Genomic DNA, 19,766 nt, shown 5'->3' on the forward strand with positions numbered 1-19,766 from the left:
TCGTGCAGCAGTTGGGCAATTATCGAATACTCTATAAGATTGCTCAAGGCGGCATGGCTGAAATATTTAAGGCCGAAAAAATTGGTTTAAATGGTTTTAATAAACCTGTAGCACTTAAAAAAATCTTGGTAGGTCCACAAGTAAACCCCAAAGACTATCGTAAAATGTTATCTGAAGAAGCCAATGTAGCTTTGTTTTTAGAGCATTCCAATATTGTTCATTTTTATGATTATTTTGAGCATGACAATGTTCCTTATATAGCGTTTCAGTATGTAGAAGGTCTCAACCTTGGAGAGTTATTAAATATTCATCAGGAGAATCGAAGATTTGTACCTTTGAACGTATATCTTTATGTCATTTGTGAGACCTTAAAAGGTTTAGACTATGCTCATAAGAAACAGCATAATGGGAAGCCTTTAAACATTATTCATAGAGATGTAAGCCCACAAAATATACTCTTAGGATATGACGGAATTGTTAAGCTTGCAGACTTTGGAATAGCTAAAGCCAATATCGATAGAGAAGAAACACAGCTGCATATGTTAAAAGGTAAGGTTAATTACCTTGCTCCTGAACAAGTTCGCTTTGAAAAGGTGACTCAAAAAGTAGACCTTTATGCCATTGGTATGATGCTGTTTGAGTATGTTTATGCCTATAACCCATATTTAGCCCATGATCAGCAAACCAAAATTTTAAATGATATTGCACAAAATAAGAAGCTGCCTCAAAGACCACCGATTATAAAGGTTTCTCAAGAGTTATTGGATATTATCAACAAAGCAATGTCTATAAATCCAGAGCAGCGTTTTAGTGATGCCAAGTCATTGAGAAATGCTCTGATCAAACACTTAGACCCGAGCTGGTTGGTTAATGGCAATGACTTATTGCAAACGTATTTGAAGCAATTTAAAGAACAACAAAAGACACGTCCTAAAATCTTAAAGCTCGTAAAAAAGGAGCTTTCTCAAGAAAAAAGAAAGTCTTCAACGCGTATTGCAACGTATAATTTAGATAGCTCATTGAAAAAGACTTCATCGTCAAATCGATATTTAAAAGTCGTGGCTTTACTCCTAGTGGTAGTATCAGCAATAGCGTTAAAGCCAAATGCTGAAGAAGTAAGCACTAAGCGTGAACCTGAAAAGATTGTGGTTAAAACAGAAGTAAAAGAATTGCCCAAGCCACAAATAGCAAAAAATGTAGCTAAAAAACCTCAGTCTAAATCAAAAGTACTGTATCAAAGACCTAAGAGAACCACGATTTGGCGAGCAGATACAGCTTCATTAAAAAAGAGTACTAAACCTAAAGTAGGCTCTGTTTATGTTGATGGTCCATATGGCTCAGAAGTGTATATCAATGGGTATAAATTTGGAGGGGTCCCGCTTAAAAAAGAGCTCAAAGTAGGGAGCTATAAAATTACAATTGTACCAGAGTGGGAGATGCCTTATACCACTGAAGTTAATGTTAAAAACAAAGAGGAGTATATTGTTCAGTGGCAACAGTGAAAGTAAAATATACAGTCCTTTTGTTTGTATTTCTATCTGTGCAAAATCTTTTAGCAAAAGACAAACAGTTTGAAGTGATTGAGCTCGCTCAACAATTTACAGAAGTAAAGCAGTATCAAAAAGTTGTTGATCTTATAGAGCCAAGGCTTAAAAACACTTATTTCAATGAAATAGAATATATTGTAAAAGCAAACTACATTTTAGGAATGTCTTATTGTGAATTAAACAATATGGAAAAAGCACAACACTTTCTTAAAGTATCCAATATTTTTAACAAAAAATCAGTTGCTCTAGAATCAGGTTTTTCTAATAGGTGTCGTAGAGCGTATAGAGCTTTAAATGGAAATAAAGCTAGTAATTTAAAGCTTTATAAATATGATGCAAAGAAAGATATTCGGCGCTATTTACCCTATGGTATCGGGCACTTTAAAAGAGGGAATAAGAAAAAAGGAAAGTTTTTTGCTATTTCGGAAGGGACATTAACGGCTATTGCTATAACTTCAGCAATATTATTTGCTAGTGAAGATACTATTGGCGGGAGGCATTATAATCCAGGTAGAGCAAAAACATATCAAACAATATTTTGGTCAGCTTTTGGCGCTAATGTTGGATTGGTTTCGATTGACTTATTAAGTTTAAAGTGACAATTTTAAAAATAAAAAAGTATAAAATACAGATTATAGTATCAATCAATATATAAAAGGAAGAAGCTTCCAACTTTTCTTTTTGTACTCTGGATATTCATCCGAAAAATGGCTTTTTAAAGCAATTTCTTCAACATAAATTCGGTATACATATGCAGGGATTAGAATAAAAGCAGACCAGATCATATAAATTGGTATATTAAAAATTAGAGGAACTGTTAAACCAAATAATAATGCACCGGTATATCCAGGGTGACGAATCCATCTGTAAGGCCCACTCGTAACAAGCTTGTGGTCAGATTGAATAACAACTTCTGAAGTGAACCATTGGCCTAAATAATGAATTGATTTCCATCTAAATAAAACGCCAAAAAGTCCTAATAAAATGCCAATAATTTCAACAAGATGGATGGGTTTGATATGATTTGTTGTAAAGTATTGGAAGACATAGATATAATAAACAGGAATGATTGATAGGTAAAAAGCAAGGTTTATAAACAGCATTGATTTTTTATCATGACTGCTTTTTCCATCTGATCCAAGCTTTTCAAAGCTCATTTTTGGGTGAGTGAAGAAAATAAAGCCTAATAATATTAATAAGACCCATGGGCGAAAATTGAACAAGATATTAATGTTCTTAAATGCTGGAAGAAATAAAATTGATGCTGCTATTAAAAATCCACTCATATCTTGCTAATAAAACCTCAATTATTTATCATATATAAATAGCAAAATGTCTAAAGAAAAAGAAATAATTATTGCAAGTAACTTATCTTCAGGACATTTTGAAGGCCAAATTCCTTTATATTCTGCTAAACAGATATCACATTACACTGACCCAAGTTTTATAGATTATTTTGTAAAAGTTTTGATCGATGAATCTGGTGGAAAACTTAATATCAAACAAGTTTGTAAGCGTTCAGATGATACATTGCATTTAGATAATAAGTTGTTATTCAAAGATGAGACTATAATCTTAGAAGATGATGTAAATATAGAAGAAGGTGATACGGTCTATTTTGAACATATAGGAAGAGTCTATTGCTTTTTCATTAAAAAAAATTCAGATAATAGCCTGCAAATCCCAGTATTATACGAACTAACAAGACGGTTTTGGCAAAGATATACATTAAATGAAGATATAAAAATTGAGCTGGCGTCGGATGAAGAAGTTTTAAAAGGAAGAATCGTTAATTTTGATATTAATGGTTTAGGCATTAGTTTTGATAAGGGTGAACCTAAGCTATTCGATAGTTATAAATTAAAAATATTCAGTGAAGATGAGCCACTTGAGATTTTAGGGCAAATAGTTCATTTTTCTAAAACGAAGGATGAAAATATAGCTGGGTTCTATTTTAGTGAAAGAAAGAATAAAAAATATTTAGAAAAATTTTTTTGGACAAACTATAAAAAGTATAACCCAGATATTGAAGAGCTATCTGAGAACTCAAGCTTAGAGGAAGTTAAAAAGCAGTTTGAAAACGTTCCAATACCGCAGTTGTTTAATGAAGAGTATTTAAAAAACACCTCTACAATTAAGACAATCATGTTAAAAAAAGGGAACAGTTATTCTTCTGGTATTTCAATTTGCAAATACAATAAAAAGATGACGATGATGCATACTTTAGTGCTTCAAAAAGAGCATCTTCATAGTTTACCAGTAAATTTATATGAATATGTAGCAAATCGAGTTTTAGCTACTAATGACAGTGAATATTTTTCTGGGTATTGGCCACCAAAGAATAAGTATATTGATCGAGGGTACACTAATTTTGTAAAAGGAGATTATGATGATGTTCATCACTTTTACAAGCAAATTAATATATACAACTGCGAAGTCAATAATGATTTTGACAAACAAATAATAGATAGCTTTAACTCCAATAAAGACTATGTAAAAAATGAGATAAGAAAAAGTCTGGGAGATGTATTTTATGATGCATTTGGTGTTGATGAACCTGAAAAAGATATAAAAATTATATCAATTGGGTCAGATAATAACATATCAGGTATTGCAATGTGTTTGCCTAAAAGAAGCGACCATGGAGTATTTGCTCTATCCAATCAAACATGGATTATAAAAGCAGATGATCTAGATGCAGTAAAACAATTAAAAGCTTTATCTGATAAATATTTTCAAACTCTAGGACATAATAATTATAATGTTCATACCTTTGAAGAGTATAAAGGTATAGAAAGCAAGCTTAATACTTTAAGGGCATTAAAAGAAGTACATTTTTGGATTGCTAATAATACCAGAGTAAAGGCATATATTAACTATCTAAAAAGAATAAATTTTGAAATAAGTCTATTAACATCAAAAAAATCAATTTCTAAAAAATATGTAAAATTTATAAAAGGGTTCACTTCAAGTTTTTATAAAAGAAAATCTTTAAGGTATCAGTCCAAAGAACTTCAAAATGATATGGAAGTGTCATTTGATACATCATTTATGAGTATAGACTCAGTAAAAGTTATGGATATAGATACATTTGGAATGAGTGCAGAAATATCTGCAAATCTAAATATTAAAGATAATACACATATTGATATAATATTTTCATTAAAAGGTGAAGAAGCGCAGAAGTTAAAAGGTGTAGTAAAGTACTGTAAGCCAAAAGCAGTTTCAGGATTTAAAGCATTAAATAATCATGTTGGTATTGAGTTTCAAGGATTAGATTTAGAATCAAAAAGAGTTATAAGAGAGTATTGTTTTAGAAAGCTAAATCCAGATTTAAGTATGTTCTCAAAGCAAGATTTTAGATCTTTAGTGGATCTTTTAGAGAAGTCTAAATATTTTGAATATTACGATAGTACCAAACAAAGACAGTTTGAGGAGGAGTCGGAGCCAATATATTCCTCTTTAGAATTGCTAATACCGGATTTAGCAAGAGTAACCGTATTCAAAAATGATGAAGATGATTCAATTATAGGCACACACGCATTTTATAGAAGATCAAACAAAACATGGCAACTTCACCAATTGGCAGTGAATGAATCTCTAACAATATATAAGGCAAAGTTTCCTACAAAAGTAGTATTAAACGGTGCTTTTCAATATCTATGTTTAGATCCAGACGTAGATTTTGTAATTACATACTTTCACAATGATGCGGCAATAGCGAAAACATATTTCGATGTAAAAAATCACCATGATAACCCAAAAGAATATGCTTATATAGAGTTTACAGGGTTTTTGTTTGAAGGTTTAGATAAAAAGTCTTATCAATTTGGAAATGACTATCAATTGTCTGTTGCAAATGAAAAAGAAAAGAAGTTTCTTCAAAAAGAAGTAAAGAACCTAGTAGAAGATATAGAGTATGAAGCTTTAGAGTATGCCAATTTATCGCAAAAAGACTTAATAAAAAAATGGAATAAAACAGGTGCTATAAGAGACCGGGAAGTTTTATTAATCAAAAATAAAAACGGTGAGATATTACATTTTGCTATATGTGATGTAAGCCCTTTGGGTATAAATTTTATAGGATTGGTGGATATATTTAGAATTTTTCATCAAAAAACAGACGAAGCGCCAAGTGCTATTACAATGCAATTGTTAGCTAACTATGCCGCAAGTTATTATAAAAACAAAGGTAGGTCTCAAGTATACTTAGAAGTCGATCCAAACTTAGGTGAATATTTTAATGAGTTAGAAGTAAGGCAATTGGGTAAAAATTGGAGATTAATAGCGGCTAGAAATACATTTATGACTGCACTGCAATATTTTAACAGTAGATTTGAGCGGTTACAACAAAGGCTAAAACAATCGGAGAGTAAATGATAAAACGTCTTGTAGCAGTATTTTTAGTTACATTAATAGGAATAGTCTATTTTGCAACTGAGAATAATATTGAATTAACTGCATATGATGTGAAATATATACTTGATGATCAAGAGAGTTTTAAAAATAAAGATATTTCTGAAAATCATTGGCAAGAATATACTCTTGGTAAAGGGATAGACCACTATAAAAAACCATATGTATACTGGATAAGATTCAAATTTAATAACAAAAATCAAAATCTAGAAAATCCTGCATTAGCATTAGGTAAAATAGGTGATGTTGAAGAAGTTTATTTTAATGGGGAATATCTAGGTGCTAATGGAAGAATAGAGGGTAAGTCGCGATCATTTTATCACTATCCAAGAATCTATAGAATACAAAAGAATAAGATAGAAGATGTCAATACCGTTGCAATACGTGCAAAAAAAAGTGCAATATTAAGAGCAGGGATTCATTCTGGACCTGTTGCTTTTGGAGATTATGAAGATCTAAGGCAAAAAGTTAATAAGGCTTATTTTTTAGTCTATTACCTTGGAATAATTTTAGGATTTTTTAGCTTAGTTATGGGTGTTTATCACCTATATTTATATATTAGGATGAGAGATAAAATACAGAATTTATATTATTTCTGTTTTTCATTGTTTTCATCGGCATTTATATATTCGCTTTCATGGGGGTTAACTGTACATTTTAAAAGTGAATTTGTAGTAGCTCAAGTAAATTGCTTTCTAGGCGTAATGACAGCTGTAACATATCTGATATTTATTCAACGCTTTTTAAATATAACACTCAATATAAAGCATAAGGTATTCATTGGAATTCAGTTAATATTTCCAATCATATGTTTATTTCCAAAACAAGTAGATGCAGTATTTAACATATATTCAATCTGGTTTGTTCTTGGGTTAGGAACAATTATCTATGCTGGATATTTATTTATATGGCATTACTATAAAAATAACAGGGAAGATCTCAAGGTATTAATGAGCTCTATAGTGGTTATGCTTCTATGCGCTTTTCACGATATTCTTCATAGTTTAGAACTTTTCTCCAGTTTTCAACTGAGTGGAGTTGGATTCTTTTCGTTAAATATAGGGATAATGTTCTCATTAGCTAAGGATTTCACAACAGCTTACAAAGATGTAGAACAAACAGTAAGAGAAAGAACGGATGAATTAGAAAAAGCAATAGATCATGTGAAAATGGTAGAAGATCAGAAAAAAAGAGTTTTTACGAATATCTCACATGATCTTAAAACACCTATAGCAGTAGCAATTCATAAACTAGATGAACTTTCAGAGTATGTTTTAAAAGAAAAAGGTAGAGAAGTTCTTATAAAAAGTAACAATGCTCTACTTAGATTGAACTCAATGGTTAAAAATATTTTAGATACCATTTCCTCTGAATCAGGAACAATTAAACTTATATGGAATAAAGATAATGCTGTTAAATTTATAAAAGACTGGAAAATTGACTTTGAAGAAGTTGGGAAACTAAAGAATAAAACCGTTCATTTTTCAAGTAACCAAGATGAAATTAATATTCCCTGGGATAGGGATAAAATGAACCGAGTCTTTGATAATTTTATGACTAATGCTTTAAAATATTGTCCAGAGAATGGTGATATATACATTAGACTTATTGCCTCTGGAACACGCTTTCAATTAGAGGTAGAAGATACGGGTGAAGGCTTGCCTGAAGAAGAATGGAAAAGTGTATTTAAGCGATTTTATCAAGGTTCCAGCACCAATTTAAGAGACCACGGGGGTTTTGGTATCGGTCTTTCATTCGTATATGAAGTGATCAACAAAATGAATGGTAATGTGTTTATTACACATGGAGATGTAGGTAAAATCAAATTTGTTGTTGAATTGCCCATCAACCAAGATATTGATTTAATAGAGTCAGAAGCTGAGCAAGAGATCTCTGAACTTAGACCTCATACTTTAAAAGCTATTGCTGTAGCGGAATATCCAAGAAAATACCCTGAGAAAGAAAATCCAGATTTACCAAGGCTATTGGTAGCCGAAGACAACCCTGATATTGCTGAAAACCTGCTTTATATCCTGCAAAAGGACTATAATGTATACTTTGCTGAAAACGGTTTAGAAGCTATAGGCGTTTTAGAAAAGATCTCTATAGACTGTATTTTAAGTGATTTGATGATGCCTAAGATGGACGGATCTGAGCTCCTAAGTCGTGTTAGAGAAGACTATAGATGGAAACTTATTCCATTTATTATGGTTACATCTAAGAGCGATCGTGAAAATATCATTGAGCATTTAAATAGTGGTGCACAAGATTATATAACTAAGCCTTTTGAAAAAGATATCTTAAAAGCCAGAGTCCTATCTCAAAGCCAAACCTCTATCATTAGAAAGCATATGCTTAACTCAGACAAATTGGCTGCTTTAGGTGTGTTAGCGGCTGGTATTGCTCATGAACTTAAGAACCCTATTCATGCTGCTAAAAACTTTACGTCAATTATTAGAAAACGTGTACAAATGATATTTGAATCCATGGATAAAAGAGATCCAGAGTTTGAAAAAAAGATGAACTATATTATTGATCGTATTGAAGACAACAATCATAAAATGGATGAGATAACTCAAGCAATAGGTTCATATACAAATGGAAATAAAGAGAAAGTAGATATCAATATCAATGAAATGATTGATTCATCAATTTTACTATTTGGAACTAAGCTTAAACAAAAAAGCTTAACTATAGAAAAACAGTATACCAAAGATAATGTTCATATTTTGGGCTTCTCTCCTTTAAATCAATGTGTGGTTAATTTGATTGATAACGCTATTGCTGTGGCAAAAGATAAAATTGTTATTGAAACAGAAAGAACAGAGCAAAGAGTATGTATTCGAGTCAAAGATGACGGTGAGGGTATTGCGCCAGAGCTACAAAATAAAATCTTTGATATGTTCATGACCACAAAGCCTCCTGGAGAGGGAACAGGCCTTGGCTTATCTATTGTTAAAAATATTGTAGAACTTCAACACGGTGGGACTATAGAAATACTCTCTTCAACACCAAATGGCACAACTTTTGAAATAAAAGTACCGTTTGAAGCGCCAGATCCTGAAGATTCTGGAGTAAATGTATTTCATGGAAAGGGAGAAACACATGCCTACTGATAAAAAATTAAAAGTATTATTGTTAGAAGATGATCCAGATAATGCTTTAGCAATAGAAATGATCAAGGAAGAAGAGTGGACGATTCATAGAGAACGCCATCCATTTTATGCTGATGCGAGTACCATAAATAAATATGATATTGTGTTGGTAGATATTGTATACAATATCAAAAATGATGATTTAACTAAAATTCCTTCAAGTTGGATTCACGAGAGTGTTTTTATACCGGCCAAAAATTTCATAGAAGATGTTTTAAAAATAAACCCAAAATTTCCTATTGTACTATTAACGGCGCTGACAAAACTTCAAGTTTTAGAGCATTCAAATTTGTATGATTTAGGGGCTAATATGATCCATATAGAGAAGCCTGTGGATTTTGACTCAGAAGAATTTAATAATACAATCGATGAATTTTTAGAAAAAAGCTCAAAGCTTTAACTCTGAATAAGAATCTTCAATTATCTTCATAGGTTTATTTATTGTAAATATAGTAAAAAGATAATTTGGTTGGTGAAGCTTAGATTCAATGGATGTGAGCTCTTTCTTAAAAGTTAACTCTAAGTTTTTTGTACTATAGTCAAGTGCCAACAATTTTTCTCTAGTCTCTTCCATTAAATCTAATAGGCCAGCATGGTTGGATTTAGGAAGTTGTTTTAAAGAAGCTTTTTCATCTATATCAAGTTGCTTTATTGAGATTTTTCGAAGGAACTCTATTTTTTGTGAATCAGATAAGTGGGCAAACCTATCTATCCATTTTCTTGAGAAGATGTAGTTTTTTCTAAATAGAATTAAAAAGAGATAATGCTTAAAAACTGATAGTAGTAGTCCAAGGAAAATTGTAAAAACAACAATCCAAATTATGTGTATATAACTAAAGTCCATAAAGGCAGATTAAATCTTATATCCAATACCAAGAGAAATCGAGTGAATAAAAGCTTTGTAGTTGGTAACTACAGGGATAACCGGTGGTGCCGCTGGAACATCTCTTTCTCCAAATCTAGCATTCCAAGTTAGGCCAATATTCAGGTTTTTGATTTGGTAAGCAGCACCAGCAGAGACTTCATGCGCAGCGATATCACCTACAACACGGTTGATGGCTTGGTCAGGAATAGCTTCATTAAAATCTTTGGCATAACCCGCTCTAACAGATAGATCTTCTGTGGCTTTGTAATCAGCACCAATATGAATCGTATGTGTATTGCTCCAGTTTTGAGCTAATACAATGGGAGGAAGAGCGCCTACAGTTGCAGTATATTCTTTGATAGAGTCATTCTTTTCGAATTGATACGCCAAACCGATGGTTAGTTTATCAGTAGGATAAATACCAAAACCAGCATTTAGGGTCATCGGTAAAGTTTGACTTAGGCTGACAGAGTTATTTGGACTGCCTGTAGAAAAATTAATCGGGTCGGCTGGATCGTCACCCGTTGTAACATTACCATCCAAGTCTTTCTCTACAATAGAGCGTAAGTTGGCGCCAAAAGAGAAGTACTTTACAGGTTTGTAAAATAAACCAAAGCTCGCTCCTAAAGCCCAGCCACTAACATCTAAGTCTTCGATGGTATCCACTGTTGTACCGGGGTTATCTGGATCAAGGTCAATGATTTGGCCTTTGAGTTCATTTTGTATTCTAACAATACGAAAGCCGGCACCAATACTTAAACCAAAGTCAGATTTATAAGCCAGAGTGGGTATGATTTCCATGGAGTAAATTCTGCCTTCATTAGGATTGGTTAGAATGGCGGAAGGGGAGGGAAACTTACCGCCATTACCATGTGGGAAAAACACACCAACACCCATATACAAAGGTTTAGCAACGCTAGTGACATATGAAAAGCTAGGAACAGGTAGAAACTCTTTTTCAGCACTTTCTGTGCTACTGCCATCTGGAGTGTAATCTAAATTGGTAATGAGAGAATCGGCGCCTATAAAGAAGTGATGGCCTTCAAGTTGAGTAATGCCCGCAGGGTTATGATAAATGGCTGTTGCATCATCAGCAATACCTACAAAAGCACCACCCATACCAATGGCTTTAGGCCCAACATTAACAGATTTAGAGAGGCCGGTAGCAAAAGCAGGGCTTAAGCAGAAAATGGTACATAAAGACACGAGAGTTAAAACGGTACGTTTACAGGTATTGTATTGCATGATGAGCCTCCATAATGTGTAGGTATCTGTTTTTGTTACACAATCATGGCGTTAAATAGGCTTTTGAGCAAGGAATTTTTACAATATTTATCAAACATAGTTGGGTCACTGTCAAAAAATAAACAATGAAATGGCACAACACTTGAACTGCTTCTTGATAATTTTAAATATGGAGGAGTAAAAGTGGCCGTAAAAAAAAACCTAAAGGTATTGTTGGTTGAGCAAGACCTGGATAATGCTTTATCATTAGAATTTATAAAAGAAGATTGGGAAATAGTACGATATAGTCACCCTACTGAAGTCAATGTAGCAAAAGTTAACAATTATGATGTAGCATTTTTAGATATTGTATTTAAAAGTCAAAGTGGGGGAAGCCTGTCAGAATCTTTGGTATGGTCAGATCCAGCTATCTTTAAATATACCGAGAAGCTAATTGAAGATATCGTTAAGGTTAATCCATCATTGCCAATCATGTTGTTAACAGCAATTGAAGAAGACTTTATCAAAAAAAAATCAAAGATATATAACCTGTGTCCAAATGTCTTATATATGGGTAAGCCAGTCAGTTTCGATTCAGAATACTTCAATAACAAACTTAACGACTTTTTAGAAAATTTATAAAAACTGTTCAATATATGAACACAGTTGTACGTAACTTCAACATTGTTTTGATTTTCAATATAACTTTTGCCACGAAGTTTAGTAAATAGAGTGGAAATAACGCAATTATTGATTTTATCTGGCTCAAAGATTTTGGCACACTGCTTGCTATAGTGAAACTCATGTATTTTAAAATTTATGAGGTTTAACTTATGGAATTAATCAAAGAAAAAAATAGTACCAATATACCGTACAGAAAAAATATTTTTTCAAATATTACAAAGCTGGATGAATCAAAAAAATGTTCAAAACTTTGTAAATGCAAAGATTTTTATTTAGGAGCAGCAATCGATAAAGAAGCATATGACTCAATGTTAGAGTTTTGGGGGTTAAGCTAAAATGCATCAGTGGAGTAAAGATCAACTAGAGTTAAAGAGTAAATTTCTAGAAATTGGAAAAAGTACTTCCAAACTTTGCCAAGAATCATATGAAAAAAAAGAATTTTGTTATGATGCATGGAATGTTTTAGCAAAAAATAATTTATGGAAAATTCCTTTTTCAGAAAAAATGGGAGGCTTAGGGGGAACTTGGTGGGATTTTATTGCCGCTTATGAGGGTTTGTCTGAAAGTTTAGAAGATATAGGTTTGTTATTGAGCGGTATTGCTCATGTAGGATTGCTGCGTGCAATTGATATATATGGAACATTAGAACAAAAAGATTATTATTTTTCAAAATTATTTGAAGGTGCAGTGGGAGCAACAGCGATTACTGAAAAAACAGGTGGATCAGATGTTCCAAGAATACAGGTGAATGCACAGGATGATAAAGGAACTTTATATTTAAGCGGTGAAAAAGTACATATCACAAATGCGCCTATTTTTGATATTGCATTAGTTGTTGGAAGGGTCCCATCTCTTGGGGATAAGAAAGATATTTCGCTGTTCATTTTAGATAAAAATCAAAAAGGTATAATTAAAGGGCCTAAAGAGGTAATGACAGGTAACCATTCCAGCCCAACTGGCAGCTTTAAACTAGATCAAGTTGAACTAAGTTCTATTAATATTTTAGGAAACCTGGGTGAAGGATTAAAAAACCTTTACAATATTATTTCGTTAGACAGGGCTTTGTATGGTCTTGTCAGCGCTTCAACAGCTAAAATGATAATAAAAAATGTTCTTGAAAGGTGTTCAAATAGAGTGTCTTTTAAAAAACCTTTGATAGATCATCAATATGTACAACAAAGAATAACAGATATTCAAATACGTCAATATTCAACGCAGTCAGTAACATATAAAGCTCTAAGCAGTCTTTTCAGAAACGATTCAGAAGCAGTTATGGCATGTTCAATAGCAAAATTAATTGGAAGTGAATCAATGGTCAAAAATGGAAATGATCAAATAATAATTCATGGTCATATGGGCTATGAAAAAAGTAAGTTTAGTAAATATTTTTTAGATGCACTAGGCACCATTATAGCTGGGGGAACAAGCGATATTCAAAGGTTGAATATTTTAAATCAAATGAAAGGTTTTGTGTGAAGTTAAGTTCAAATATAAAAGTTGGCGTAAAAAACACATTAGATCATATTGTTCAAGATCAGGATTTAGCTATAAATTGGGGCAATGATTTACATGTGTTGTCGACACCTGTTTTATTATGGTTGAGCGAAAAAGCATCTATGAAAGGGATAGATCTCTTGGAAGATCAGATGTCTGTTGGTTATGGGCATAACTCTTTTCATCTCGCTCCAAGTATTAAAGGTTCAAAAATAGTAATAGAGAGTACTCTAAAAGAAGTAGAAGGTAATAAACTTACTTTTGAGGTTCTTGCACATGACAGAGAAAAAATCGTTCTTAAAGGTATTCATACACGATATATCTTAAGCCGTGAAAAATTTGTAAATAAGATAAAAAACATGGAGCAAAGATGACTTCTCTTAGTGTGAAAGAAAGTAAGTTTAAGTATATTCTTGGAGAGTGGTCTATTCTTCATTTTGGACACTTTGCGATTAAAGCTATTTTAGCAATTTATTTGTTATATAAACTTGAGTTTACATCAGCGCAAACGACATCAGTAATTATATTTTTTACAAGTGCCTCGAGATTAAGTCGTATAATTTTTCCTAAAATAATATTGATGTTTTCAGCGAATATTTTAGCTCCAATTTTACAATTGATATGTGCTGCTGGTTATTTTATAGGTGCTTATACGACTTCATACTTAGGAATGTTAATGTTGGTTACATTAATTGGATCTTGCTACGGTTTAAATGCGTTATTGGTCAAAACAATATCAGGAAATTTAAAAAAGGATGGGTCTAAGAAGCTCATTTTTCTATATACCTACCTTAACATTGCAGTTAATGTTGCAGCTGCAATTGGACCTCTAATAGGAAATTATTTGTATTTAAATTTTAATGCACATTGGGTGTTTATATTTAGCTCAATAACTCATTTTTTATCTGCAATTGTGGCTATCTTTTTTCCAAAGAACAGTCATTCAAATAACACAAATCAAAGCTCTTTCCTGAGAGGTATGACAAAAGCAATATTAGATCCTTCATTACGTTTGGTTTGGTTGCATATTGCAATTGTATATGTTTTTATGAGCCAATTTCATACACTTGTACCATTGTATTTAAAGTCATTTCTTAATCGAGTTGATTTAATTGGACCTACATATACAGTTAATGCAGCTATAGTTATTTTGTTACAAGTTCCTATTCATAAATATTTTGTTAGAAAAAATATATCCGTTCATTTGGCAATGTTTATAGGTTTCTTTTTGTTTTTAATAGGAAGTGCATTGCTGCTTTTTAGCCAATATATTTCAGTGTTTTTTATAGTAATAGCAATATGGACAGTTGCAGAGGTGATTTGTCTTCCATGTCTAGAAACAATTATTGGTGAACAAAAAGATACAAATTATAGAGCAATCTCTTTTGCAGCAATGGGCTTGGTTATGGCAATGGGAGAAGGGATAGGAAACTATTTTGGCGTAGGGTTAAGTCACTGGGCAATAAAAAATAATATATTTTTTATTATTCCATTGTCACTGTGTGCATGGGCAACTTTAGCGATGATTATTCCGAAAATTTTAGTGTTTTTAGAAGGAGATAAAAGATATGAATGAACTAAATGTTGTTGTTTTTCAAAATGTTGCTCATTTTAGAATCGATTGGCTAAATTTAAAGAAAGATTTTAAAGGTCAATTGTTTCTTGTTACGCGTATCCCAGAAACAATTGAAGATGATCAAAAAAAAGCATTCGATGAAATAATTGTAGTTGATAATTTTGATGAAAAAATGTTGGAACAAGCATTAAAAAAACTGAACTTAAAATTTGATAAGTTTGTTAGTCATGATGAGTACTCAATTGCTATTGTCAGCCGATTAAGAGAAAAGTTTAATTTAAAAGGAGATAGTCAAGATATTATTTTACCATTTACACATAAAGTTACTATGAAATCTATGCTAGCTGATTTTTCAGTTATAGATAAGGACTTTGTAGCGATTAAACAATATCTAAAAAAAAACCAAAAAAATATACTTGATGAGGTCATTGAAAATTTAAAGTTTCCAATTTTTGTAAAACCAGCCGATGAATCGGGAAGTGTTGGAGCAAAAAAAGTTGTTTGTAAAGATGAATTTGAAGAATGGCTAAAATCTATACCTGAACAAAAAGATTACATTGTAGAAGAGTTTGTAGAAGGGGATTTGTTTCATTGCGATATTATTATAGAAAATTACAAGCCTACGGTTTATTTGTCATGTCAATATGCCTATCCCTGTCATGAAAGTTTTGAAGGGAAAGTAAGAGGGAGTATTTTACTTCCAGAAAATCAAAGTGTAGCAAAGAGATTAACAGAGTTTTCATCAAAAATCCTTGAAAAAATTAAGTTGCCTGAAGCTAGTGTTCTTCATTTAGAGGCGTTTTTATTAAAAGATGGATCATTTAAATTTGTTGAGCTAGCAATGAGGCCCCCAGGGTCAATCATTCCTTATATGTATGAGTCAGTTTTAGGAGTCAATATAGAAGAGCTATATTACAGGTTACAGATAGGTTTATCATATAAATACAGTGAATCTCGTATGCAAAATGCGGCATGGATTAGTTACCCTCAAAAAAATGGAAAGTTTGTATCAAAACGAAAAATTGATCAAGGAACAGTTAAAAGAATAATTTGGAAAAAAGAAGAGGGTGATACTCTCTCTAACCCTGACCCAAGATACCCAGTTTGCCAAATAATATTATCAGGATTAGATTACGAACAGTTAGAAAAAGACTTTAACTATCTTACAAGAGACTTTTATCCTGCGGAGGTAAAGAAATGAAAGAGATATTTGCATTTATTCAAAATGGTGGAGCTCAAAGAATAAAATGGGAAATATTCAATCCAAAAAACAATGAGTTAAACTTATGGACAGATAAAAAAAGCTTAAAAGAGTTAAAGAAAGAAAAACGAGATAAGTTATTTAAATCTATTACAGTTACTGAGGATTATTCATACCCATACTTAGAAGAGTCACTTAAAAAAGTTGATAAAAAGCCTAGTAATTTGTGGGTTGCTACCAATGAAGAATATGTAGTTTCAGTTTGTGCAGATTTGAGGGAGAACCTAAATTTAAAGGGAGACTATTCACTTGATAAATTTCGTAATAAAGATCTGATGAAAAAACAATTGATCAGTAAAGGTTTAGAGCAATATTTACCTAAGTATAAAGTTTTTGATAAAAACAATTACTTAAAAAATCCAGAAGAATATTTAGAAGAAATTGTTGATTATCTAAGTTATCCAATTATAGCAAAACCAACTGATTTAGCAGGAAGTAAAGGAGTTACTTTAATTTCAAATATTGAGGACTTAAAATCTTGGGTTAAGGATATTATTGAAGATGAAAATCAATATGAATTAGACGATTTTATTGATGGAGATCTTTACCACTGTGATTCTATTGTTCAAAATGGAAAGATTAAAAAGGTATTACATTCAAAATATTTAAAGCCTTGTAACAGTTTTCATAATGCGATCCCATGTGCATCTATAGTTGTTCCAGATCACCTTAAAATTAAGAAAACCCTTGATCAATTAAATGAAGAATTATTAAGTGTTTTTTCTCCTCTTCCAGATGGTACATTTCACTTAGAGCTATTTATGACAAAAAATGGTCAGAGCTACTTTTTAGAAGTGGCTGCAAGATCTGCAGGAGGGTTGACTCCTGAAGTTTATGAGAAAACATATGGTTTAGACTATAGAACATTGCATTATGCACTTCAATGTAGAAAAAATATTTCTTTAGAAACTAAAAATGGACCTTATTCAGCTTGGGCATGGATCCCAAAGAAAAAAGGAAAAGTAGTTGCTTTAAATAAGCCGGAACATTTTTTAAGTGAATATCAAATTGAATGGAATTGTGAAATTAATGAAAACTTAGAAAAGCCAAAAGGTTTGTTGGACTACTGTGGGAAACTATTGCTTTGGAGTGATGATTATCAAACTTTAGAAAAAGATTTTAAAACCATAGAGAATTTTAATTTTTTAGAAGTTAAGTGAACCTTAAAATAGAAAGGAAAAGTATTATGAATTTCAATTATAAATTTAGTGAAAAAGAAAATAAAAATTTAGTAACCAATTTTAGTAATTTTTTTAGCCATCCTTATAAAAATTATTTCTCATTTAAAAAAGAGGTATCGGAAGTTATAAGTGAAAACAAAAATATAAAAAGGTTTATGGGCTATTTAAAAAATAATGAATCTGAAAAAGGATTAAGTTTGATTTCAAACTGCCCGATTGATGAAGTTTTACCAAACCTCACAAAGGATAATCCAGTTGAAGAAAAAAGAAATTTAAAGAAGACATTTATAGCAGAAGCTTTTTTAGAATCTATAAGTCAAGCAATGAATTTAGAAGTTATAGGGCACAAAAGTGTTAATAACGGTGATTTTTTTCATGACATATATCCGATTAAAAATATGTACCAATCTCAATCTCAAAAGACACTGGATTCGTTAAAGTTTCACAAAGATTTTACCAATCATTTTGCAAGACCGTCTCATGTGATAGTTTTATGTCTTCGCAATGATCCAGTTAATGAAATTGTTAGTACTTTTGTAGAAAATCAAGTGGTAATAGAAAATTTACCCCCTCAGGACCTTAAGCTTTTAAAGCAACCAATTTATTATACTCCTTTTGACGATATAAGCGCTAAAAAAATAGCTTCTATTACAGATAAGAAACCTTTGGAACACGCTATTATTGAAGGAAAAAACAATATTCGTTACTTTGAAGGAAGAACAACTTCTGATGTTGCTGAGGCAAAAAAAGTATTAGAACATTTACGACTTCTTATTCATGAATATAAACAAGAGTATCAAATGCAACCAGGAGATTGTGTTATTTTTAATAATGATCTTTATCTTCATGGAAAAGAAGTAAGAAAAATTAATGATATAAATGCTCTTCAAAATAGATGGTTGATGAAGATTCATGCAGTAGATAATATTAAGGCATTTAAAAAACATTTTTCTCCAGAACAGTACGGAGTTGTCAACGGATAATGTATGAATGATGTAGTAGTTATAACAGGTGCGAGCAGTGGTATCGGTGAATCAACTGCGTTATTGGCAGCGAAGCATGGGTATTCAGTTGCAATCAATTATAATAAAAATGAAACTTCAGCTATAGAAATTAAAAATAAAATTGAATTGATGGGAGCAAGAACAGATATCTTTCAAGCAAATGTTTCTTGTGAAGCTGAAGTTGTTCAAATGTTTAGTGAAATTGAAGATAAAATGGGTAAAATTAAAGCTTTAATTAATAATGCAGGAGTAACAGGTGGTTTTGCAAAGGTGGATGAAGTTAAAGCAGATCAGATTTTAGATGTTTTGCATACCAATGTATTAGGTACATTACTATGTACTCGAGAAGTAATAAAGAGAATGAAAAAATATTCTGCTTCTTTTCTAAAAGGCTGTTCAATTATTAATATAAGTTCAACTGTATCAAAAACAGGTGGGGCAAATGAGTGGGTTCATTATGCAGCTTCAAAAGGAGCTATTGATGCTTATACAAATGGCCTAGCAAAAGAAATAGGGGCACTAGGAATACGTGCGAATACAGTATCACCAGGGTTAGTGAGAACAAATTTACATGAGCTCAATGGTGATCCAGATAGACCTGATAGATTAGAAGGTTCAGTTCCTTTAAAATATGTAGCAAATCCTAATGAAATCTCTGAAATGATAGTTTGGCTTTTATCCGAAAATGCGAGTTATGTTTCAGGAGCAAAAATTGAAGTGTCTGGGGGAAGGTAAAATGAATAATTTAAATAGTTTAAAAGGTGATCAGGAGTTTGTTTACAAGACTTGGGCAAAACAAAAAGATGAATCTCTACTCCATATAGAAAAAGCTTATGGTTGTTATTTTGAAGATAGCGAAGGAAAAAAATACTTAGATTTTGCAGCGCAACTTTCTAGCGTTAATGCTGGGCATGATCATCCAAAAATTACGGCATCTATAATAAACCAAACTCTAAACTTAAATGGAGTCAATCCATCTTTTTCACATAAAAATAAAAATTTATTAGGTGAAAAAATATCTAAAATTTTACCTGGAGATTTAAATAAAACATTTTTTACTCTAGCTGGGACAGACGCAATCGAAAATAGTTTGAAAATTGCTCGAATGTATACGGGTAAAAAAAAGGTGATAAGTCGTTACAGATCGTATCATGGTAGTTCATTTGGTGCGATGGCTGTGAGTGGTGATCCAAGAAGACATTTTTTTTCTCCTGATGACTCATGGGTTATTCGTGTTCCGGATCCTTATCCATACAGAAGTCCAATTTATAGTGATAGATCAAAGGAAGAAGGAGACGAAGTTTTATTACAAATGATGGAAGATATTATTCTTTTAGAAGATCCCCAGCAAATTGGAGC

The 19,766-nt window shown here is 31.9% G+C and carries 18 protein-coding genes; 15 read left to right on the forward strand and 3 right to left on the reverse strand.

Going from position 1 to position 19,766, the window contains the following annotated elements; all coding sequences use genetic code 11:
* Positions 1-2: 2 nt before the first annotated feature.
* Together MRY82_06955 and MRY82_06960 are read left to right on the forward strand one after the other, a co-directional pair.
* Complete coding sequence (locus tag MRY82_06955) at positions 3-1,502, forward strand: protein kinase (GenBank protein ID MCI5072659.1); 1,500 nt, start codon at positions 3-5, stop codon at positions 1,500-1,502.
* Positions 1,490-2,146 (forward strand): hypothetical protein, encoded by a 657-nt coding sequence (locus MRY82_06960; protein ID MCI5072660.1) that lies wholly within the window; start codon positions 1,490-1,492, stop codon positions 2,144-2,146. Before MRY82_06955 ends, MRY82_06960 begins: the two co-directional genes overlap by 13 nt.
* Before the next feature lie 45 nt (positions 2,147-2,191).
* On the opposite strand, the gene MRY82_06965 is transcribed toward MRY82_06960, so the two are convergent.
* On the reverse strand, positions 2,192-2,833 hold the full coding sequence (locus tag MRY82_06965) for an isoprenylcysteine carboxylmethyltransferase family protein (protein MCI5072661.1): 642 nt from the start codon (positions 2,831-2,833) through the stop codon (positions 2,192-2,194).
* A 46-nt stretch (positions 2,834-2,879) separates the two neighbouring features.
* Between MRY82_06965 and MRY82_06970 the strand changes: the two genes are divergently transcribed.
* The 3 genes from MRY82_06970 to MRY82_06980 are packed head-to-tail and all read left to right on the forward strand — an operon-like array spanning position 2,880 to position 9,518.
* Complete coding sequence (locus tag MRY82_06970; GenBank protein ID MCI5072662.1) at positions 2,880-5,927, forward strand: PilZ domain-containing protein; 3,048 nt, start codon at positions 2,880-2,882, stop codon at positions 5,925-5,927.
* A complete protein-coding gene (locus MRY82_06975) occupies positions 5,924-9,079 on the forward strand; it encodes an ATP-binding protein (protein MCI5072663.1) in 3,156 nt (1,051 codons plus the stop codon). Before MRY82_06970 ends, MRY82_06975 begins: the two co-directional genes overlap by 4 nt.
* Positions 9,069-9,518: a response regulator gene (locus MRY82_06980; GenBank protein ID MCI5072664.1), complete on the forward strand. Its 450-nt coding sequence runs from the start codon at positions 9,069-9,071 to the stop codon at positions 9,516-9,518. Before MRY82_06975 ends, MRY82_06980 begins: the two co-directional genes overlap by 11 nt.
* Here the strand turns inward: MRY82_06980 and MRY82_06985 are convergent.
* Positions 9,507-9,962, reverse strand: coding sequence for a hypothetical protein (locus tag MRY82_06985; GenBank protein MCI5072665.1), 456 nt, complete (start codon positions 9,960-9,962; stop codon positions 9,507-9,509). The two genes, MRY82_06980 and MRY82_06985, sit on opposite strands and share 12 nt — an antisense overlap.
* 9 nt (positions 9,963-9,971) lie before the next feature.
* Entirely contained in the window at positions 9,972-11,228 is a 1,257-nt protein-coding gene (locus tag MRY82_06990; protein MCI5072666.1) for a TonB-dependent receptor, read from the reverse strand.
* Positions 11,229-11,411: 183 nt separating this feature from the next.
* On the opposite strand from MRY82_06990, the gene MRY82_06995 reads away from it, so the two are divergent.
* The 10 genes from MRY82_06995 to MRY82_07040 all read left to right on the forward strand — a co-directional run.
* Entirely contained in the window at positions 11,412-11,849 is a 438-nt protein-coding gene (locus MRY82_06995) for a hypothetical protein (protein ID MCI5072667.1), read from the forward strand.
* A 191-nt stretch (positions 11,850-12,040) separates the two neighbouring features.
* Positions 12,041-12,226 (forward strand): hypothetical protein, encoded by a 186-nt coding sequence (locus tag MRY82_07000; GenBank protein MCI5072668.1) that lies wholly within the window; start codon positions 12,041-12,043, stop codon positions 12,224-12,226.
* A gap of 1 nt (position 12,227) precedes the next feature.
* Positions 12,228-13,367 (forward strand): acyl-CoA/acyl-ACP dehydrogenase, encoded by a 1,140-nt coding sequence (locus MRY82_07005; protein ID MCI5072669.1) that lies wholly within the window; start codon positions 12,228-12,230, stop codon positions 13,365-13,367.
* On the forward strand, positions 13,364-13,759 hold the full coding sequence (locus MRY82_07010) for a hypothetical protein (protein ID MCI5072670.1): 396 nt from the start codon (positions 13,364-13,366) through the stop codon (positions 13,757-13,759). The genes MRY82_07005 and MRY82_07010 overlap by 4 nt, the downstream gene beginning before the upstream one ends.
* Complete coding sequence (locus MRY82_07015) at positions 13,756-14,961, forward strand: MFS transporter (GenBank protein MCI5072671.1); 1,206 nt, start codon at positions 13,756-13,758, stop codon at positions 14,959-14,961. Before MRY82_07010 ends, MRY82_07015 begins: the two co-directional genes overlap by 4 nt.
* Positions 14,954-16,162: an ATP-grasp domain-containing protein gene (locus tag MRY82_07020; GenBank protein MCI5072672.1), complete on the forward strand. Its 1,209-nt coding sequence runs from the start codon at positions 14,954-14,956 to the stop codon at positions 16,160-16,162. The genes MRY82_07015 and MRY82_07020 overlap by 8 nt, the downstream gene beginning before the upstream one ends.
* Positions 16,159-17,382: an ATP-grasp domain-containing protein gene (locus MRY82_07025; GenBank protein ID MCI5072673.1), complete on the forward strand. Its 1,224-nt coding sequence runs from the start codon at positions 16,159-16,161 to the stop codon at positions 17,380-17,382. Before MRY82_07020 ends, MRY82_07025 begins: the two co-directional genes overlap by 4 nt.
* A 26-nt stretch (positions 17,383-17,408) precedes the next feature.
* Positions 17,409-18,386, forward strand: a complete 978-nt coding sequence (locus MRY82_07030; protein ID MCI5072674.1) for a TauD/TfdA family dioxygenase — start codon at positions 17,409-17,411, stop codon at positions 18,384-18,386.
* Positions 18,387-18,389: 3 nt separating this feature from the next.
* Positions 18,390-19,142 (forward strand): SDR family oxidoreductase, encoded by a 753-nt coding sequence (locus tag MRY82_07035; GenBank protein ID MCI5072675.1) that lies wholly within the window; start codon positions 18,390-18,392, stop codon positions 19,140-19,142.
* 1 nt (position 19,143) lies between these two features.
* Positions 19,144-19,766 (forward strand): aminotransferase class III-fold pyridoxal phosphate-dependent enzyme (locus MRY82_07040; GenBank protein ID MCI5072676.1); only part of this gene is annotated, 623 nt, incomplete at its 3' end.

This window comes from bacterium (genome assembly GCA_022763185.1).
Lineage (GTDB): Bacteria > Bdellovibrionota_G > JALEGL01 > JALEGL01 > JALEGL01 > JALEGL01.